Annotated in this window: 14 protein-coding genes; 13 read left to right on the top strand and 1 reads right to left on the bottom strand. The window is 39.7% G+C overall.

The window, feature by feature from the left end; translation table 11 throughout:
* Positions 1-31: 31 nt before the first annotated feature.
* From H1230_RS25305 to H1230_RS25275, 7 genes are all read left to right on the top strand, one after another.
* Complete coding sequence (locus H1230_RS25305; protein WP_239712598.1) at positions 32-574, top strand: hypothetical protein; 543 nt, start codon at positions 32-34, stop codon at positions 572-574.
* A 41-nt stretch (positions 575-615) separates the two neighbouring features.
* Positions 616-1,071 carry a metallophosphoesterase gene (locus H1230_RS25300; protein ID WP_239712597.1) on the top strand — a complete coding sequence of 152 codons (456 nt, stop codon included), beginning with the start codon at positions 616-618 and terminating at the stop codon, positions 1,069-1,071.
* A gap of 84 nt (positions 1,072-1,155) precedes the next feature.
* The gene (locus tag H1230_RS25295) at positions 1,156-1,998 is read left to right on the top strand and encodes a metallophosphoesterase family protein (RefSeq protein ID WP_239712596.1); all 843 of its coding nucleotides are present in this window, start codon (positions 1,156-1,158) and stop codon (positions 1,996-1,998) included.
* Between the two features lie 422 nt (positions 1,999-2,420).
* Complete coding sequence (locus H1230_RS25290; RefSeq protein ID WP_239712595.1) at positions 2,421-4,340, top strand: ATP-dependent nuclease; 1,920 nt, start codon at positions 2,421-2,423, stop codon at positions 4,338-4,340.
* 94 nt (positions 4,341-4,434) lie between these two features.
* Positions 4,435-5,484 (top strand): hypothetical protein, encoded by a 1,050-nt coding sequence (locus H1230_RS25285; protein ID WP_239712594.1) that lies wholly within the window; start codon positions 4,435-4,437, stop codon positions 5,482-5,484.
* Positions 5,485-5,673: 189 nt separating this feature from the next.
* Entirely contained in the window at positions 5,674-6,375 is a 702-nt protein-coding gene (gene sigK, locus H1230_RS25280; RefSeq protein ID WP_239712593.1) for an RNA polymerase sporulation sigma factor SigK, read from the top strand.
* A gap of 239 nt (positions 6,376-6,614) precedes the next feature.
* The gene (locus H1230_RS25275) at positions 6,615-8,204 is read left to right on the top strand and encodes a copper amine oxidase N-terminal domain-containing protein (protein WP_239712592.1); all 1,590 of its coding nucleotides are present in this window, start codon (positions 6,615-6,617) and stop codon (positions 8,202-8,204) included.
* A gap of 112 nt (positions 8,205-8,316) precedes the next feature.
* Here the strand turns inward: H1230_RS25275 and H1230_RS25270 are convergent, their stop codons facing one another.
* Complete coding sequence (locus H1230_RS25270; RefSeq protein WP_239712591.1) at positions 8,317-8,544, bottom strand: hypothetical protein; 228 nt, start codon at positions 8,542-8,544, stop codon at positions 8,317-8,319.
* Between the two features lie 267 nt (positions 8,545-8,811).
* Between H1230_RS25270 and ltrA the strand changes: the two genes are divergently transcribed.
* From ltrA to H1230_RS25240, 6 genes are all read left to right on the top strand, one after another.
* On the top strand, positions 8,812-10,074 hold the full coding sequence (gene ltrA, locus H1230_RS25265) for a group II intron reverse transcriptase/maturase (protein WP_239712590.1): 1,263 nt from the start codon (positions 8,812-8,814) through the stop codon (positions 10,072-10,074).
* A 180-nt stretch (positions 10,075-10,254) separates the two neighbouring features.
* Positions 10,255-15,327, top strand: a complete 5,073-nt coding sequence (locus H1230_RS25260) for a hypothetical protein (RefSeq protein ID WP_239712589.1) — start codon at positions 10,255-10,257, stop codon at positions 15,325-15,327.
* A gap of 1,842 nt (positions 15,328-17,169) precedes the next feature.
* On the top strand, positions 17,170-17,973 hold the full coding sequence (locus tag H1230_RS25255; protein ID WP_239712588.1) for a hypothetical protein: 804 nt from the start codon (positions 17,170-17,172) through the stop codon (positions 17,971-17,973).
* Positions 17,960-18,898, top strand: a complete 939-nt coding sequence (locus H1230_RS25250) for a DNA adenine methylase (RefSeq protein ID WP_345773374.1) — start codon at positions 17,960-17,962, stop codon at positions 18,896-18,898. The genes H1230_RS25255 and H1230_RS25250 overlap by 14 nt, the downstream gene beginning before the upstream one ends.
* A 621-nt stretch (positions 18,899-19,519) precedes the next feature.
* A complete protein-coding gene (locus H1230_RS25245) occupies positions 19,520-20,041 on the top strand; it encodes a hypothetical protein (RefSeq protein WP_239712586.1) in 522 nt (173 codons plus the stop codon).
* Positions 20,042-20,055: 14 nt separating this feature from the next.
* Entirely contained in the window at positions 20,056-20,598 is a 543-nt protein-coding gene (locus H1230_RS25240; RefSeq protein ID WP_239712585.1) for a hypothetical protein, read from the top strand.
* Positions 20,599-20,613: the final 15 nt, after the last annotated feature.

Raw genomic sequence — 20,613 nt, 5'->3', positions numbered from 1 at the left:
CACAATAAAGTGAAGAGGAGAGGTTATTATCATGACAACAGAAACAATTGTATTTATGGACATGGAACATATTAAAGGGATCAGATTTAGTAATTTATTCGGAAATGAGGAAGTACAATCATTATCTATTGTGTTAAGCTCCGTACAGGCTAATTTCTTGAAAAAGGACCAGTCACATATTGCGACAGAGAATAAGCGGTGGTGGATGCAAAATCGGGATAAAGTAATCGTCAAATCTGGGATTAAAGGCGGAAATAAGGATTTTATCGTGGCATGTTTAGCTGGGATGATGCAGAAGGGAGTGCTGGTTATGAATAGGAGTATTTCACTCTCATCAATCGCAAAGGGGTATAATTCTAAAGGTTATTCATTAAATAAAAATACTATTTATGCATGCTCATTTCTCAAACCGGAGGCAGGACGGGACTATGTCATCGAAGGTAGAGTATATAGATTAGTACGTAAACAGAAGAGAACTATCATTAGAACGAACTATGACAGATTTGGAGAGTCATATAAATATCCGCTTACAATAGATCAACCGGCCGAAGAACCCAAACTAATTACTTTATAGGATATAGTGGTAGTGTTTTCATATGAGAGGGGCAGATGGTAATGCGTAAATTTTATATAGCGGACCCTCATTTCGGGCACGAGAATGTTATTAAGCATAGCAATCGTCCATTTGCTTCCATTGAAGAGATGGACCAATCACTGATCTGTAACTGGAATAGTGTGGTGGAATCAGAAGATCAGGTGTATATTATCGGCGATTTTCTTTTTAGAAGCAGTAACACTCCAGGCTATTATTTAGACCAGCTTAAAGGGAGAAAGCACTTAATACGAGGTAACCATGAGCAATGGACCCAAAAAGTGGATGTGGAGAAATACTTTGAGAGTGTGAGTACATATCTTGAAACTAACGACGAGGATAAGCATATTATTCTCTTTCATTATCCTATTGGGGAATGGGCGAGATATTATCAAGGCAGTATTCATATATTTGGGCACATCCATAATAGCACGCAAAGCCCGGTGTTCAACAGTATCTGGAGGAAGAGAGAATGTTAAATGCAGGTGTGGATATTAACTTTTTCTTTCCTGTTACTTTAGCCCAATTAATTAGCAATAATAACGAGTTTCGGAGGCGATATCATGATACCGGGAGGTAAAACATTTGATCTGATTTCGGATGTCCATTTGGACTTTTATGTGAGTAATACCAATGTGCACCGGTTAGAGTGGCGTATTAACCGGTTTGTAAAGGGCATTCTTCCTGATGATCCTTCCAGCACACTTGTTATTGCCGGTGATCTGGGTCATTACAATAAACAGAATGCACTAATGCTGGGAGTTTTAAAAGAATACTATCATCATATCATTTTCGTCCGGGGAAATCATGATCTATACTTAATCTCTAATAGTCAAAAGGCATTGTATCAGAACTCTTCGCAGTTACGTTGGCTCCATATGAAAGATTTGGCAGCAGAAATACCCAGTGTTTATGTGCTTGAAGGGCAGACCTTACAGATCGATGGAATTACATTCGGTGGCACCGGGATGTGGTACGACTATAGCTATGGCATACAAGTACTGAAGAAGAAGTTCAAATGGATTCATGAGGTATGGCGGACAAGAATGAACGATATAAATTATATTACGGAAACACCTGATTTCCAGCAGGAGTGGGAGCTTCTTGACCCCATTATCGATAAAAGCGATGTTATTGTCACTCATATGGGACCAGACTGGAGTCAACTTCCGCTGAAACATCAGGAGGATATTATACAAAGCTTCTATTTCTTTGATGGTGCAGCATGGTTACCCCGGTTACACGGGAAGACATGGTGCTTTGGACATTGTCATCCTTATTATGGTGCTTACGAGAAAGATGGCTGTACTTTTGTGAATAATGCACTGGGGTATCCGTATGAACGCAAAAAAGCGAAAATTATAAAGGTTTGGTTAAATGACATGTGTTATGGAGGAGCAGAATGATGAGCTTGTACCTATGTGCGGGGGGGAGGGTGCCAAGTTGCCTGGAATCATAAGCACGATTGCGCTGCTGAACTGGTATCCTACGTAAGGAACAACGCTTTTCCCCAGCCCCTATCGGAGCAGGATGAGAGCAAATACTTAGGGATGATGGCCGAGGGAGATGCCAAAGCACGAAACCTGCTAATTCCAGCGTAAAATCGTTATCTTTTCGGAACACTTAGTGCTTAAAAAGATGGGTAGGCAGCATCAGTTTGTTCTGTTAAGGAACAGTAAATAGGTTTTAGTGGATGGGAAAGTTTAAGTGGGACAAGCTTGGTCTTTTTAAGTAAGATGTATCGTGAATATACTTATTATGGAGGATTATGAAATAAATTGTCGAACTCTATCCTATAGTGGAAAACATTCTACGAGGAGGACAGAGTATGAAATTACATAGCTTAAAAATAGAAGGATTTAGAAGACATTTGGAAACAGAGGTGTTATTTTCGGATGCAACATTCTTAATAGGTGAAAACAATATTGGGAAAAGTTCAATACTAACTGCTTTGAATATCCTACTCAATGATTTTAAAAAACTAACTGAAGAGGATTTTTTCGCTCTGCAAGAAGAAGGACTTACTGTCAATACTCGTGGTGTGGATACCATTACTTTAATAGCTGAATTCCGCGAGATACCAGAAGACGCAAAGGGATGGATTGGATTTAAAGGTCGTGTGCTCAATTTCATTAATGATGAAGGTGAGCAAGACTATAGAATTATCTATAGAAAGACATTTAAACCCAATATTGACTGTGTTATTGAGATGCGTGAGCAATCAAAAACATTGAAAAATGAGTTCGGGCAGTGCCAGACGATTCAAGATTATATTGATGCAGGTCTAGACACTTCGAGAATAACAGAGCGAATTGCACATATAGATTCAACAAAAAGATTAACTCAAAAAGAGCATGAACCTATAAAACAATTGGAGGACTTATACGATTTTGATGAACAAAATGAAGTTTGGTTTACTAATCCAGGTGGAATACCTGCAAATGTACTAACAAGGTTACCTAAATTCTTACTCATACCGGCTCAAGATAAAATAGAGGAGTTATCTGCAGCGGGCGGTGCGTTGAATACCACTTTAACGCATTTGTTTAATGATGTCAGGGATGCCTCTGCTAATTTTAGGCAGGCACAATTACATCTAGATTTATTGGCTGCAGAGTTAGACCCGGAAGATGAGGGAAGCGAATTTGGTCAAATGATGTTGGAACTTAACAGAACTATTAGCGATGTGTTTCCGAATACTGGTCTTAAGGCAATTACTAATTTAGCAGAAGCGGATAAAGTTATAAAACCTCAGTTTAAAATCTCGATGTTCAGCAATATTACAACGGGAGTGAATATGCAGGGGACTGGTATTATCCGTTCAGCAGTATTTGCAATGTTAAGGTATAGAAATATAAGGGAGAATAGACGGGGGGCAGGTCAAAGTAGACCTTTGTTAATTGGCTTTGAAGAGCCAGAGATATATTTGCACCCAAATGCAGCTAAACAAATGAGAGAAACAATTTATGAATTGGCCAGTGCACCTAATAATCAAATTGTTTGTACGACACACTCGCCTTATATGATTGATTTAAGTAAAAAACCGCTGCAAATTCTAAATTGTCTTTCACGTACTAACTCTACGCTTACAGTAGAGCAACGAGAACTAAACGTTGAAAGACTGAAATGCACATCTTTCAATACCAGTGAAGAGTTCAAAAAGCTTCAAGGAGAAGATAAGACTTACGTTAAGATGTTGCTGAAAATTGATGACTATATTTCAAGAGTGTTCTTCTCCAAAAACGTTTTAATCGTTGAAGGAGATACAGAGGATATAGTTCTTAGAGAAACTATCAATCGGATGCCACCTGTTGTAAAGAAAGACATAGAATGTAATTGGCAGATTGTTAAAGCAAGGGGGAAGGCAGCTATAATCGCTCTAGTGAAATATCTCAGGGCAATGGGGATTAACCCAATTGTTATTCATGATAAAGATGAAGGGGTTCCACGAGCAGAGGTATTTAATGAGCCGATTTTAGCAGCTGTCGGAATAGAAGAGAATCGAATCATGTTGACAAATTGTATTGAGGACATTCTTGGTTACCCGGCTCCCTCAAATGAGAAGCCATATAAGGCTTACAAACATATTACTGAACATTGGACTGAGGATTGGGAATCAATTTCACCTAATTGGAGACTAATTATTGAAACCATTTTTAAAGATTCATTTAGTCTTATAGCTCCTAACGATAGGCAAGTTGTTGTTGATATGGTTGCAGCAACAGCAGAAAATCCACAACAACCTTAAAGTAGGGATTAAAATTTAGCTTCGAATCAAACAGTACAGGTTGCTAAGCCGCTGTTTGTAAGTACAAAAAATTAGAAGTAAGGAGGGGTCTGAGGTGATTTTTAATATTATTTCAGAGTATCATACACAGTCTCTGCTGGATAAACATCATAGGTTCCTATCCTGGCAGCATTGCTACAGTTTTTTTAAAGACAATCATGCACTCTTTAATGAAGAAAAAGTATTGGATCATGCTTCTTTACACTTGGCTTTTTATCTGGCCAGTTGGGGTATGCTTAGAGGAGGAACGTTTTTACTTCAGAAAGACTACAAGGTTCATGAATATCTTTTGGAAAAAGTATTTATGGACGATAAGTACAAACAGTATTACGCTCCTGAGTTTCGTAATACTCTTTTGCATCAATATTATGATGGAATCGATATGCTAATAAAAGAGGTAAGGGATGCCTATTCATATAATGTTACACCGATTGGTGGCAGAAAGGATACTATCTCTGTTAGTGATACACTTGCATCAAAAATACTGTTAGGACTCTTTGGTATTGTTCCTGCCTATGATCGTTTTTTTGTAAGTGCAATGAAGCTGCATGGATTAAATAATACATCGTTTAACCGGGAGTCACTTATTACTTTAGTTGATTTCTATTTGGACAATGAAGTTGAGTTTTTAAAATGTAAGGACATGTTTACAAGTGGGAATAGTGAATATACACCTATGAAATTAGTCGATATGTACTTTTGGCAAGTTGGCTATATGATGAGTGAGCCTAATAGATTCCCACAAAATGAGCTAGATATGATTATGGCATTTGCGGAAGAACAATCTGCTGTCTATAACAGTCGAAGAAAAGTCCCTTCATTTACGGAGAAAGCAGAATCAATAAGTAAGAGGGGGCTTACTGATGAAATAAGGCAATACATATTCGATGTTACTGTGAATGCAACGGTACGAGGTTTAGCTTATATTGATCTGACATCAGGTGATATACATAAGGATTTGAAGTTGTCGAACAGGATGCCTTCAGTTTGCAATGCAATGCTAAGTATTGAGGACGTAGAGATCGAAATTCTGAATGATACCCCAAGTGGGAAAGGTTCAACCAAAAAGGTTCGTTATTGGCTACAAGGAAGGGGCAGAGCTTAATTGAATTTACATTGAATCCATTAGATTATGAAGTTTAAGTGGAGAAGATAAAAAAGTTCTTGAGTTTGTACCTATTTTCCGCGTACATGCACTTCTAGGCACCTACCCACATACAATAAAAGGACCATGAACCCGTAGTTCTCAAATGCAGATCGGTTTCATTGTACATGTGCGGGAGGTGTCGCTAAGTTGCCAGGAATTATAAGCACGATTGCGTTGCTGATCAAAGAACTGACGCTGCTGGTATCTTACGTAAGGAATAATGCTTTTCCACAGCCGCTCACGGAGCAGGAGGAGAGCAAATACTTAGGGATGATGGCTGAGGGGGATGCTAAAGCACGGAATTTGCTGATTGAACATAATTTGAGATTAGTTGCCCACATAGTAAAAAAATTTGACAATACTGGAGAGGATATGGAAGATCTGATCTCCATCGGTACCATCGGATTAATCAAAGCAATCGAAAGTTATCGGCCAAACAAGGGGACGAAACTTGCGACATTTGCTGCTCGTTGTATCGAAAATGAAATCTTGATGCATTTGCGTTCATTAAAAAAAACCCGCAAGGACGTGTCTCTACACGATCCTATAGGTACGGATAAAGAAGGCAATGAAATTACGTTAATCGATATACTTGGCTCTGAAGCTGATGATGTTATTAAGGAAGTTGACCTCAAGATTGAAAAAAGCAAAATCTACCGCAATCTCGATATTCTGGACGAGAGGGAGAAGGAAGTGGTAGTGGGGCGCTTTGGCTTAGACACCGGCGGTGAGGAGCGAACGCAGCGGGAAATCGCGAAGGATCTGGGGATCTCGCGCAGCTACGTGTCGCGTATAGAGAAAAGGGCACTGATGAAGCTTTATCATGAATTCTATAAGGCAAAGCGTTAGATTACGGAAAATAATAGTTTATAACTAAGCATCTATCAAAAAGTATGACTCCAAATGGGTCGTACTTGGATAGATGCTTTTCTTATGTGAATGAATGGAAGGAAGGATCATTAGAAAGTTAATTAGTATATCCAAACTAAAGATTAATTTGCTCAAAGTTTTAGCTGATGCTCCGTAATAATTTTAGGAACTGAAATAAGACAATTTTATTTTATAAGTAATAGAGGGGGAGGATAATTATGAGGACAGATCAAACTACAGCAATCCACTTGTCATCCACGTATTCTCGAAGCAAAGTAAATGGAAAGAGTTTTGCTAAGCGTTCATTTAGCATAGTAGTTTGTGGAATGATGTTGGGTTCCAACTTGATAGGCGGATTGCTTTCGAATAACACAGTACAATCAGAAAATAGTTTGAGCCAATCGGTTTCCTCAGGTACTTTGCTTAATCGCTTCATTGATGATGTTTATCTTCAGAATTTACGAATGGCAGTACAATCATTGAATGCGGATGGTTGGAACTTTACGAGACTACGATTGGTATCAAACAGTCTCATGGAAATTGAAAAGAAATTATCTGGAAATGTAGACTTTCTAAATATCGAAGCTCTACGTAGTGTAATTCTGGAGACAGAGGATTCTATGGTGAAAAGTCCTGACAGCAATAGAGATAGGCATATACTTGCTGAGGAACAAAGAGCGAAAGCTGTATTGGATCAAATCAAGCAGAAGATTGGAATCTCTTCTGCTGAGGAAAAGGTTACATTATCCTTATTACGATCCAAAGCTTCGGAAACAAAGAGTAATGCAGTATTGGCTTCTTCAAAAAAGGAAATCACAGTATATCTTAATGGTGTTAAGCAGCATTACGTTGAATCTCCAGTGATGAGTAGTGGAACAGTGCTTATTCCAATGAGGGAGATATTCGAATCTTTGGGTGCGAACCTCGTATTTGATGCGAAAGATAAGACAATCCATGCAAAAAGGGATGAAACTCAAATCACCATTATTCTAGGAGCGGCATCTGCTTCGGTAAATGGAAAGATCATTTCATTATCAGTTAAGGCTCAGACTATTCGCAATATAACCATGGTACCTTTGCGTTTTATTAGTGAGGCTTTAGGGGCGACTATAGAATGGAATGCAGAAACTATGACTGCGAATATTGAATCTCCGTCTATATCAACCTCAGCAACATTAAATGTAAATTCAGTGAGTGATAGTTATATCAAATACGGGAATCATGTATACGGAACTAACAATCAAACGGAGTATACAAAGGTTATGAATGTAGTGGCCGGTGCTCTTAAAGAAGGAGACTCCATAAAATTAGGTGAACTGTACTCGGAATATTACTATAAGTATATAGAAGGACAAAGATGGTCCGGTAATACTTCAGATCGTTCCATAGAAAATCGTGGTTTGAAGAGCGCAGAGGACAGCATAGGGGTATTAGTCACGGATGGGGTAAGTATAGAGGAAATTGAACGTGTGTATCAGGCTCAAAGTATTGCTATAAGGTTATTAAATAAAGCTGCTAATCCAGGAGAAGGGAGTTATTCCGCTTATGATGCTCTTTTTAATAATATCTCGAATTGCGTATCTGATGCTCACGTAAAATCAGTTGTTTTTGATTCAATTGGATACAATACAATTGTATACTGTGGAAATAATCATGCGGAAATGGCATTTCAAATTAACGGTCTTTGGTATGAGACGGTTTCAGGAACATTTGAGAGAGTAGATCCAGTTAAGGGTCTTGCTACAGATGGTAGGATTTTGGTGCAACCAACTTTCGGAGATTTGATAGACGTAGTACATTCGATTTAGTACAGGTGCCTTCTAGGACGAGCTCAAATGGGCTCGTTCTTTTTTTTGGTGCGCCCAGCATGGGCGCTATCTCTAGGGTTAAAGTCCCGAATGGCGAAGGCAGTAGTAGTCATTAGCTTAAGGCAAGGGTGTCCTCCGCGAGGAGGAATCTGAAGGAAGCCAGCGGCAAATCTCTGGTCTGAGGAACACGAACTTCATACAAGGCTAGCGTACGTTGGATGAGGTTGCCAAACAAACCAAAGTCCATACTGCCAAAGGCGTACGAGAGTAAATGAAGCAGATAGATGGAGAGGAAGATAGCGTTCTTACCTGGGGAGATCTGTACGAAACACGAAGACACTTCGTAACCCTGCCCGTGAGGACAGGCTGAACGTACAGAAGTCAGCAGACGCCATAGTACGCTTTCGTGTTGCAACACGAGCGGAAGGGCTGAACATGAAATAGGCATTTGTGTATCTAGGCGTTCAAGATGAGTAAGGACAGCAGAAAATCCGAAAGGACCTGACTGAAGAAGGAAGCGGTGAATCCCGTGTGGAGCTTCGGCAGGGCAGAATTCATCTTTGGCACAAGAAGAGGGCACAAATCACGTAAAGAGAGGTAAAATAAAATGTTGGAGCAGTTGCTGTCACGGGAAAATCTTCTACAAGCGTTAAAGCGAGTCGAATCGAATAAAGGAAGCCATGGCGTAGATGGGATGTCCGTAAAATCCTTACGCGAACACATTGTACAAAACTGGCAGAAGATACGACAAGCGGTAGAAGAAGGAACCTATGAGCCGAGCCCCGTACGTCGGGTCGAAATCCCGAAACCGAATGGCGGAGGTGTCAGGAAGTTAGGCATTCCTACCGTGACCGACCGAATGCTACAGCAAGCGATCGCCCAGGTGTTAACCCCATTGTTCGATCCAACCTTTTCCGAGCACAGTTATGGATTTCGCCCCAAAAGGCGGGGACATGATGCCGTAAGGGAAGCTAAAACATTCATGAGAGAAGGCTATCGATTCGTAGTCGATCTGGACTTGGAGAAGTTCTTTGACCGTGTCAACCATGACCGTCTAATGATGAAGATTGCGGAGAAAGTGAAGGACAAGAAAGTTCTTCTGCTTATACGTAAGTACCTTCAGTCGGGCATGATGGAGAACGGGTTAGTTCATCCGACTACGGAAGGCGCGCCACAAGGCGGTCCGTTGAGTCCATTATTATCCAACATCGTCTTGGACGAATTGGACAAGGAACTAGAGAGACGTGGACACCGCTTCGTCCGCTATGCGGACGACTGCAATATCTACGTGAAAACGTCAAGAGCAGGTGAACGAGTCAAGGCATCCGTCACCCGATTCATCGAGACGAGGCTAAAACTGAAGGTCAATCAAGCCAAGAGCGCGGTAGACCGACCCTGGAAACGGAAGTTTCTAGGGTTTAGTTTTAGCATAGACAAAGAGCCGAAAGTGAGAATTGCACAGCAGTCCTTACAGAAAGCGAAGGTCAGAATTCGAGAGATAACCTCCCGAAAGAAATCAATGAAGATGGAAGAACGAATGAAGGAACTAAACCATTATCTAATGGGATGGTGCGGATACTTCTCGCTTGCCGACACGCCGAGTAGCTTTCGGGACATGGATAAATGGATACGAAGAAGGCTAAGAATGTGCCTTTGGAAGCAATGGAAGAACCCTAGAACCAAAGTCAAAAGGCTTGTATCCTTAGGCATGCCTAAGAATAAAGCCTATGAATGGGGAAATACCCGAAAAGGGTATTGGCGAATAGCAGGAAGTCCAATTCTGCAACGAGCATTGAATAACCAATACTGGGAATCCAATGGACTCAGGAGCTTATTGGACAGATACAACTCCTTACGGAATATTTCATGAACCGCCGTATACCGAACGGTACGTACGGTGGTGTGAGAGGTCGGGGGCTTACAGCCTCCTCCTACTCGATTTGAGTTATTTTTAGTTACTGAGTTATTTTCAGAGAAGAAAAGTAGTACATAGGAGGTCAACGATAAAGCAAACCCTAGATCAATATTGAATTCAAGGAGGTTAGTAAAGATGAGAAAAATGCTAAGTTTAATTGTATCCTGCACATTACTCCTTTCGTTGTCCGCGCCGATGGTATCTGCAGAAGAGGGTGTGAGCCAAGCTGGGAATATATCATCAGGTAGCGAGGTTCCTCAAGCTTTTTTGTTACTTGAAGATCAACCCACTGAAACCACTGTACCCACTGTACCCACTGCAACCACCACTTCAAATCCTGCGCTTAATGATATTTCAATGCGTACAGTAACTGAAGGTGTATACGTAGACATCTATTATCAAGGAGAGGACAATCTCGGCAGTGGTTCGACGCTATTCGTTCCAGAATTCACTCTGGAACTCTGGTCGGTAAAAGACAACAAAAAAATCAGTTCAGTATCAGGAAGTACTGAGAACTATAATGTAAGCAAACAGAAGTATGAACTGCTCTTCAAGCACCCGGGGTATAAGCTTGGAGATGAGTTAGCCTTTATTCTGAGGGAAGCCAGCCCATTACTCAAGAGTATTACTTTTACTACTCTAGTTAGACAGGAAACTGCTTCTTCCAGAACTGAGTATAACCTGACGTTAAATTCACACTTCAAGTTTCTCGTTGAAGCTTTTGATTACTTTGGGGGAGCTAATGATGAGCAGCAATTTAGGGATCTAACAGGTACTTCTCTTAGGCCTATCAGTGGTGTATTAAAGGTAAACAATAAGAAGATTGGATTGCAACTTCAAGACGAATCCAATAATATGCTAAAGAATACTAAATTAACTATCAAGCTACAGGAAGGTAAAGGTACGTTTGATCTAACAACAGACGATAAGGGAATCGCTTGGGTTGAAACTGACAAGTTGACTTGGAAGTTCCTTGTTGGGATAGATGGACGAACAGTTGTAAACGGAGTGAACAATAAAGCAGAGATCGAATTGCCAACTGATATCGTTGCAGGGAATTCTAAAACTCTTCACAAAATTCTTATAACAGTGGAAAATATTCATTCTGTTGGGACAGTAGCTGTAGACTTCTCAACAGCAAGTAACAGTTCGCTGAGTAATAATTGGTCAGGGGTAAATGTGTTACTTACCGATGCTGTCGGAAAATCCCATACCTACTTTGTCAGTATGGACGATAGAATTATTCCTGGAGTGACTGACGGAATATACAAGGTATCAGTGGCTGGAGGCAAGTATTCAGTTGGTGAACCCACTGCTTCTTCTATTACTGTCAAGAATGGGGTGGGTAAGCTTGAGGTCTCTCTTACCCCTAAGTATTTATTTAATGTCAGTAAAGGTGGTCAAAGCTACAATTTTTCTGTGCTTAATGTAGCTTCGATTGCAGACAAAGAATTCAAGGGTAAAGCTACAGTCTCTTTTGCGGTCAAACCCAATGAATCCTATATGCTTAGGGATAACGAAACAGGTAAAGTATTTTCAGTTCTTATTGATGATAAGTCCCCCGTGACAACATTAGTATTGGGTGCAGGAGTTGTTATGGGTGGCAGTTCAACCAATCCCCATACAGGAGATAGCATTATCTATATGATTGCTGCCTTCTTGTTGTCTATGGGGTTAGCTACTTGGAGTGTATTTGCACTCAGGAAACCCCGAAGAAATTCTACAGTTAAATCTTCCGTTATGATCATCTTACTAACGTTAAGTACAGTAACCTCTATTTTATTGCCTGTTGGAGGAGATGGGGTATCGGCTGCTGATACTTCAGATGCAAACGTAGGTGGGACTCCACCCGCAACTAGTAGTAGCAGTTCAACTACGGCTGCAGGTACCTTTCAAACTTCGGACAACGTAGCAGTGCTGCAGTTTGGCTTCATTCCTAACAAGATGAGTAGCTCCCGAATAGGGGTATTATCATCTACTTCCAGCAAAGTCGATCTTCAGGACGATTTTAAGTTTGACTACGAAAATCTGATGTTTTACATGGCTCCAAACAAAACATCTGATGCCTTGTTTCGAAAAAGCAGTTCTGGCTTGATTACGTTTGAACGTAACGGATCAAGCAGTAAGGTAAAGGCACTATACGGTGAAAATCCGCTCTATCCCAATAGCTCTACAGGTTCTCCTCATGAGCAATTGCTAAGACGTACACTCGACTATGCCGACAATGCTATCTCTGATGGGGGTAATCTCTTCAAACAGATTATTGGAGAGTCACTGTACAACATTGATCCCAATGACCCTAATCGTAATCTTGCAGGGGATGGAAATGTACAGGTTGTTGGAGATTCAATTAAGGATATGATTGAGGACTATATCTTAAAGCACGGCAGCGAAGACAATTTTGACAAGATAGATGCGCAAATTATTGGCAGTATGATGTTTGATGGTTACATGGATTTAATTAAGGAGAAGGGGGTGCTTACTGGCAAAGCGTATTCAAATTTCGAACAAATGATGCAAGAGAAATTCGACAAAGATGAGTTGGTACTGTTTTTTCAAACTGTTGTTGGAATTAGTGTTAAGGACAATAATAGTTCGTATGATCGCGATTATGCTTTTATGCCGATGCATGATGCTACTGATTGGTATCTCTGGATACGGCAAACAGCTCGTCCAACGGATGATACATTGGCTCAACTTTCGGCTAATCGGGAATTTGAAGCAGTTACTAAAGGAGGAGCAAGTTCATCTGAACAAGCATATCTTTCTCCGTATAAGGAAAACGGTAATTTACCGAACACATTTCAAATGTATGCCAGAGATAACTACACCCGTACATTAAAGCCGGTAACCACTAAAGTTCCATTGTCATCTACAGTCTCTATTAATCCTTTCGGCTCATGGGGGTATCAGCCTTGGGGTTATGGGTCTGGTGAGAAAGTGAATGGAAATAAACCGGAAATCGATATTAATCTTAATGTAACTGTGGTAGATGCCCGGGGTATAGCCACAGGGAAATCTTTCACGAAAGCAGTCAGCGGCTGGACAGAGGAAAGCCAGAAGTATTTGGGACAGATAAGTGCTGGAGATAAGGTGGTAAAAGGGAGCATGTCTCTCGAACATGAAGGTAAGCTGTATGAAGTGTTGGAAGACAAAAATGCCAAGTTTACATTACAGGATAAGCGGGATCAAGAAAATATCAACAAGTCTACGCTTATAAAATCAGAAGCCGGCAAGAATGGTTCAATTGCAATTCCTGCTATCGTAAATGGAGACACATGGGAAATTGAGTTGGGCTTCGATACACCACTTCCTGTAAAACTTCATCAGTATTTAGGCGGTGATGGTAAGAGCGATTCGTCTGTGGAAAACAAATATGCAGGGGTTAAGGATAATGGGAAGGGGGTATATTCAAACGCTAGATTAACGTTATATGTGAAGGCCACCAAAGATTCTCCTGAGCCGATCACCACCGAATATATAGTTCCTCAATGGCGGTTATCTAAGTACTGGGACACTATGAATCCTGCAGGCAGTGACCAAGCTCGTTTCTCTATATCATTGCCTAGCAGTACATTTTCCGATCCACAGATTACACCTTCAGGAATGACTATCTTTTCATTAGTTAACCCGGATCTTGGTGCTATCAATTGGGCAACCAGTACAGCAAAATTGGTAAATGACACAGTAACAAAAGAAATAACAGCTTATCGTCCGACCAATTTCTTTAATCTTACGGGTGATCTCTTAGCCATTCGAGATAATGAGTCTGTATCTAACATCAAAATAGCGGAATGGGTAAATAACTTTAGCTTGTTCAACGGACATATTGCTGCCGCAAGCCGGGGTGCAGTGGAAGAACAGGCCCAAGTGATCAAGAGTAATATTTTTAAATATGGGGTTAAGAGTCCGTTCACATCGTATCAATACAGCGAAACAAGATACAAGATGGTCAAAGAGTATGATAAAAATGGGAAGTTAACGGGCAGCCATAGTGAACCTTATCGCTGGTCAAGTCCGGCTCCGGTCAGTTATCAGTCAGCAGATTATAAAACTACGGTTAACTTCCAGCGGTATATTCCCAAAGATGGCGCAGCAGAGAAGTCTTTCGCGGAAGATTCTGCTTCTACAAATGGATTGTATTGGTCAACCCATCCGGAGGAATCCACCCTGAAAGTTAATCCAGAAGTGCTTATGGCTTTTGATGATGAATCAGGTAATACAAGTGTTGCATTCGTTGCTGGTGACAGGCTCCGTTCTATCCAACCGATAAGCTATAATCAAGCAGAATTTGTAAACGTAAATATCCAACCTGCAATTAGCGGGATGTCTGTAGCTACAGATGCCAATGCTAAAAAACTCGCCAATAGCTTGGGAGCTGCAGGAAAGGAAGTTATTTATAAAGGCAGCAGTGTTACTACTAATTTTAAGGTCGCAGGCGAATTGGAGCTAAAGACCTTTGCACTCGATATTGGTTCTACTGCTCTCAAGAACGCATGGAATCCCGGCTTGGGGTATTCGACTGACAAAATCAATGAGTCATTCCTGAGTCAATACGCTGATAAAAATGCATCAACAGGTAAATGGCAGGTCGTTTTTGATGCTCAGGGTAAACTGGTCATTAACAATAAAGACTATGGAGGTCAATCCACTAAGCTTCCTGTTACAGAGATATCCAATTTAATTGCAGAACACACATTACTTATTCGGGGTGGAAAGCTGGTCAGTGTTGATGGTATTACTAATCTAAATAGCCTTTCTGCCGAACTGAAACAAGCATTAACTCAGATGAAGATTCTTGGGGACAAAAATATCTTTGGGGCGTTTGAACATGGCTCAGGTTCAAACTTGACGGAGAGTGTAGTTGCTAATTTGGGTAATGCCCTTCGTGGTACTAATGATCTGGCGATAGGGCGGGGGTTTTATAATGAGGACGTAACGACATTAATTGTGCGTGAGTACATTAACAGATTCAAGCTTCCTCAATTTGCAGCAGTAGACAAGATCCCTTTAGAAATTCCAGGGTTAGCCGCTGATGTGAACAAGAATCAATTCTTCAGTAAAGGACTAACAGGTCATAGTAAGCTTATCCTCAAAGTGAATGATGCTGAGATGATCTTTGATAGTTCGAAGGGAGATTTCGGGGGTAAACGTTCTATAGAGTTTGTGGTTGGAAATGTATCTGTACTTGATTCTTTCCAAAGGTAACTACTGATATCTTCATTTTGGAGGTGCTGAGAAAATTGGCACCTTCTTTTTTATGAGCGATTTCTTCATCGTTGCAATGAACATAAAACTGAATTTTCCCATGGAAACACGGACAATGCCTAAACGACGAGCACTTTCCCTGTATACCTGAACCAGAGATTTTGAGCACAGGTAGTTGCTTATAACTTATGGAATTAATTAGCTAAAACTGAAAGTCCGCTTGTTGACCTCTGTTTATAAAACAATGATTTTCTCGTTATAAAAGTCTTCAATATTGTTACAACGATAGAAGACTAATTTATATCTTGGATGGACTAATTTACAAATGATTTCGAGACTAAATTGCAGGTCAAAGATATTGCTTGTCAGGATAAGAGTCCGTTTTATAAAACTTTGGACAATAATTTATAAAAACCATTTTTAGATTATAACGTTCCAGGACTATTTTATAACTTGAAAAGACGGTTTTATAAAAAATCTGAGAGTATGTTACAAGGCAGGAGAAACATCTCATTTGGATTGGAGGGGTTTTATAACAAGCCAGGACAGGGTGTTATAAATTTATTTTTTCGAATTATAACGATTCCAGACTGTGATTTATAAAAGCATTCATGTTGTTACAAAGGGGTAAGACGATTTTAGGAAGATATTGTTGGGATTCACCTTCCCTACTACTTCCAACTATCCTTTTTTGCCTAAGTTCTAAAAAGTCACTAAAACCCGATTTGTTTATTCTCAGTATGAGAAAGTACTAACTACATCATAGGGCTATTTACCATTAGGAGTTATAGGAGTATATCAGGAGAAGTATCGTTCTTATAAAAAACTGAACAGAAGATCTTTCTTGGTTCTTCATGGTTTACATCTACGTGTAAAGAATCAATTTCAGTGCATCTATTATTTTCGGTATGTAAATAAGGCTTTGCCTTCGATACTTTGCAATATTGTCTAAACTAATCCAGTTTAGTCTGCATAATTCAAATAAATCAAAAACAGATGAACTCTCCGCACAAAATTGCGAAGTGGAAAAAGCTTAGTACTGACTATTACGAAATCTATTGCGGAGAACCAGGGAAAGCCTATATGACATTATCTCATTCTTAAAATTATGGGGCCGCCTTTTTCTATAATGCAAAGTAGCCATGCAAAGTTACGGGCCAATGCAAAGTTTACAACTGCCTTTTACTTTGATTTTCCGGCTTTTCCGGCCCTAAAACCCCGATTTTCGCAAAGTTAATTGTCCCCGTATATAGTTCCTCTCGTCTCCCTCTGGCTTTTGTTTGCTTCGGTTTAAAACGAGAAAGGTTGTGTGCTTTATCTTTATTAGTAAGCTGTTCGACTTGCAAGCTACTCTTGAAAAAATATTCTTTGTAATGAGTCTGAAGGTAAGACTGACGCTTTTTCTAACGGGAGTACGAGCAACGTCTAATGTTTGCCAACGAATGGGGCGACTATTTTTAGGGTTTCATAGTCAATCGCAATTCTAATAGAAGCAAGCGGGTAAGATGCCTTCAATTTTAATTAAATAGGATAATGTTACGTATTTACGTCGCTTCTCTCGCTTAAGCACAATTATATTCCTTTCAAAGCGTGTTTATTTTAAAGCTTTTATGAAAAAAAAGAGGAAGGTTGTTAAAAAAATCTTGTTGAGATGATTGGGAAATGTTGAAACACAATTCCTTATTTTACAACATTCACAGTGTGGGGTGTGAGGCGAGAAATAAATTTACTGTCTGAGAAGATTTCCCCGAGAGATGAGATAAATTTACCGACATCGCAGAAGAGAGGGTCTATAGGCATATGCTTGTTAGTTCAGGCAAATCTTTTTTGCGGGGGTAAGTTATGGATCGCAATATGTCAGAAATTATAATTTTAAATGACGGAAAAAAGAAAGGAGGAAATTCAAAACTAGAAGAAAAAGAACCGCATTTTGAAGAGATCTATAATATTAAATTGTATCGCGGGAAACATCCACGCTTTATTCAAGAAACATACGTAGTTGAGTTTCGGTCAAAACTTGCTGGAAATTATACGTACCGTTATCTTATTCATGAGCTTAGCAGAAAGACTAACAGCCTGGCATTTAATGCTGCTTACTCCGATCTGGAGGTGAGCAGTATTATAACTACAGAGATGCTAAAGCAAATGATTGCTAGAGCCAATAGAATGAAGCTGGATGCAATATTCGAGCAGGTAGACAACCTATCCATTTTATTGGGAGAGGTATGTAACTATTCGGATGCTGAAGAGTACCTCAAGAATTTCGAAGAATATATATTGGAAAACCTTGAAGGTGCACCACTTCAATCTAAGGACGATTTAAAGTTTAAGGAATATGGATTCCTTATTTTAGATAAAGAAAGCTCAATTGAAAAATATGGGGCTGTTACTGTTGCCGCATCTAAGGATTTATTAATGGACTTGTTTCTTGAAACTTCTGAAGAAAATTCAAAGAACACGATTGATAGTCGGCTTAAGCTAATCACTAAAGGGTGGATTGCTACTGGAATATGTATCTCACGTGATAAGGTGCGAGATCAAGAAACAATACCTAAGCTAAAAGGTATGGCCGAAAAGCACCTGAGAATGTATGTAATCAACTGTCCGAAAGTCAATGCGAGGTTGATAGAAAATGGCGCACTCTAAAATGAAAACGTCTGGAAGTAAGAAACGGAATGTGCCTAATTCCATAATCCCATATATAGGTGGTAAGTATGGACTCGTCTCTCATATAATTCCGCTTATCGAATGGTGTGCGGAAGCATATGAACTGACAGGACTAATTGAAGGAGCGGCAGGAGGGGCTCGCATAATGCTTAACACTTCACCAGAGTTATTTGAACAGAGAATCCTTAATGATTTGGATCTTTCACTAGCCAAGCTCTATGCAGCTATTAGTGATGAAGATTTAAATTATGATCTAATAATGCGATTGAATGAACTAGAGTATTCAAAAGAAGTTTTTGAAGCTGCAGTTCTTGATCGTAAGTTAGATGCAGAACTAGCTGATAGAAGAATTTACGAAGGCACCTCAAACATTGTAGACGCTGCAGCGTACACTTTTATTTGTGCTCACCAAAGCTTTGCATCGAACATGAAGAGTTATGCTAGAGAAAAGGAAACGGATTTTTATGATGGCTATTTCCATAAGATCAACAGTCTATATACATTTCAGCCTCTGCTGGAGGGAGTGACCGTGACTCATGGGAGTTGCCTTGATCTCGTGGATCAATACTATGAACGATTTGATTATTTCATGTATATTGATATGCCCTACCCAGAGAAAACCATGAGAGGGGGAAACCATTATAAATATAATTGTACACATGAGATGCTTGAAGAACTCACCAATAAATTGGTAGGTACATGCATGAAAGTTGCTTTAAGCAGTTATCCTTGCGATATATATGATCGGTTGTGTGAGCAACATGGATGGCAGAGGCTTTTTCTAAAGATGAAGAATGTATCAATGGGAGGAACCGCCAACCTAAAGGGGGCTGAATGCCTGTATATAAATTTTGAAATTCCCTTCGAACTAGAAGACCAGATCACCTCTGGTTACCTTTGGTAAATAGAGGTGGGCTTCAAAGCAATAAATATCGTGAATTTATTCAATAACTGCTTTAATGCTGTTTATGAAGCACTTCGTTGAGTATACTGTGATGCGTCCTCCAGATAATGAAACTACAATAACTGAAGCCCCCATGCGACAAGGATTTCTTATGGGGGCTTCAGGAACACTATTTCAAAGTTGTTCGCTCATTGTCTTTCGTTTCAATATTATTTTGCTAGTTCCTTGTCTCCCTCTCGGGGTGTTTTTGGGTATGCTCTTACGCCGCTCTAGTGCTTCCAAACAGGCGTTCCCATCGCTAGTCCTTCTCCTTATATTACTCTAAGTTTCTTACGCCCTTACAGGGGCATACAGGCTGCTAAACGGGTTGGTTCGTATGCTTTCTCCTCCAGTGTTTCCTATTTCTAAATGTCTCTTCTTTTCTTTCATAAAGTCAGAATTATCCTCTAAAAGGACTTGATTCTTCCGTTTTTTCAAGCTATCATATGAACACTAAATAAGTAAAATAATACAAAAAATAACATTATTGCGTGTCTAATTCAGTTGTTTATATGGGAGTAGTAGATAAAGTAGGCAATCATGCGTATGTACTAATCAGTTGAGCGAGAGGATGAATGAATAATGAAAATGGGCTATCTACGTGTTAAACGAAAAAAGGAACTTGAAGAATTTATAAAAGTGGCAGATACAGAAGAGGTTTATTTCGATTTAACTGATGAGTTTGATGTTTCCTTTGGAACAGAGCTCTCTTCTTTGCTAGAAAAACTTAAAAAAGCAGACAAGTTAACAATACGGGGCTTAAAGGATGTGGCTGATAGTGTAGCTGAATTAAGCTCCTTTTTAAGGATTATCCAAGATGCTTCGGTAGATCTCATTCTTTTAAATGAAGCAGATGGAGCAATGCTGTTATCCCCTCACGGTATTGAAGGAACTATGTATCTTGAGGAGTTTATAAAAACCAAAGACGAAATGCAAGCTCTACGTTCAAAAAAATTGGGCCGTCCTTTACAGAATTACCCTGATGGATTTTACAAGGCGTACCTTTCCTATTATGAAAAAGAGTCAAAAGTAGCTGATGCTGCATTAAAACTTGGGGTAAGTGAAAAAAGGTTTTATCAGATGGTACGACTCTTTGAGGCCTGATAGGAGGTGGAACGATGCTAACTTTCTCTATAGATTTAAGCATTGGAGAGGTGATGACAGCAGCCAGCCTATTTGAGGAACTCCCTAAAAGTTCATTAGAAAGAGAATGGGTGAGTGAACTATTCTTCAAATCGCTTAATGGTTGTCGATTCAACAGTGAAGATAATTTTGATATTAGTGCATATACGGCTAAATGTGAATATAATAAAGTTTTTTGTGATTACAGAAATGTAACTCCTTTGTTATCGGCTGAGGAGTATCAAAGAGGATATGTAGGAGTCCTTGAAACCAGAATACCCTATGAACAGAAAGAATTCGATCTTCTTATTGAGCATTTGAATCTTCAGAATGTAGTGGAAGAGTTTAGGAAAATGCAGGAGTTTATACTTATTGAGGAAGGAAAAAGTTTATATCACCTGTTAAAACTTAGCCTTCAATTTGCTGATCCCTCAAGGGTGGAAAACATCATTACCTTGATGAATAAATACTCAATGCAAGAGCTACTCATGGATATTCTAAGCAATGCTCATGCGCTGCAGATTTTAGAGTTGGCTTAATGCTATTTAAAAAAT

This window comes from Paenibacillus sp. 19GGS1-52 (genome assembly GCF_022369515.1).
In the GTDB taxonomy this organism is placed as follows: Bacteria; Bacillota; Bacilli; order Paenibacillales; family Paenibacillaceae; genus Paenibacillus_AQ.
This window is presented reverse-complemented; position numbering and strand designations above follow the sequence as displayed.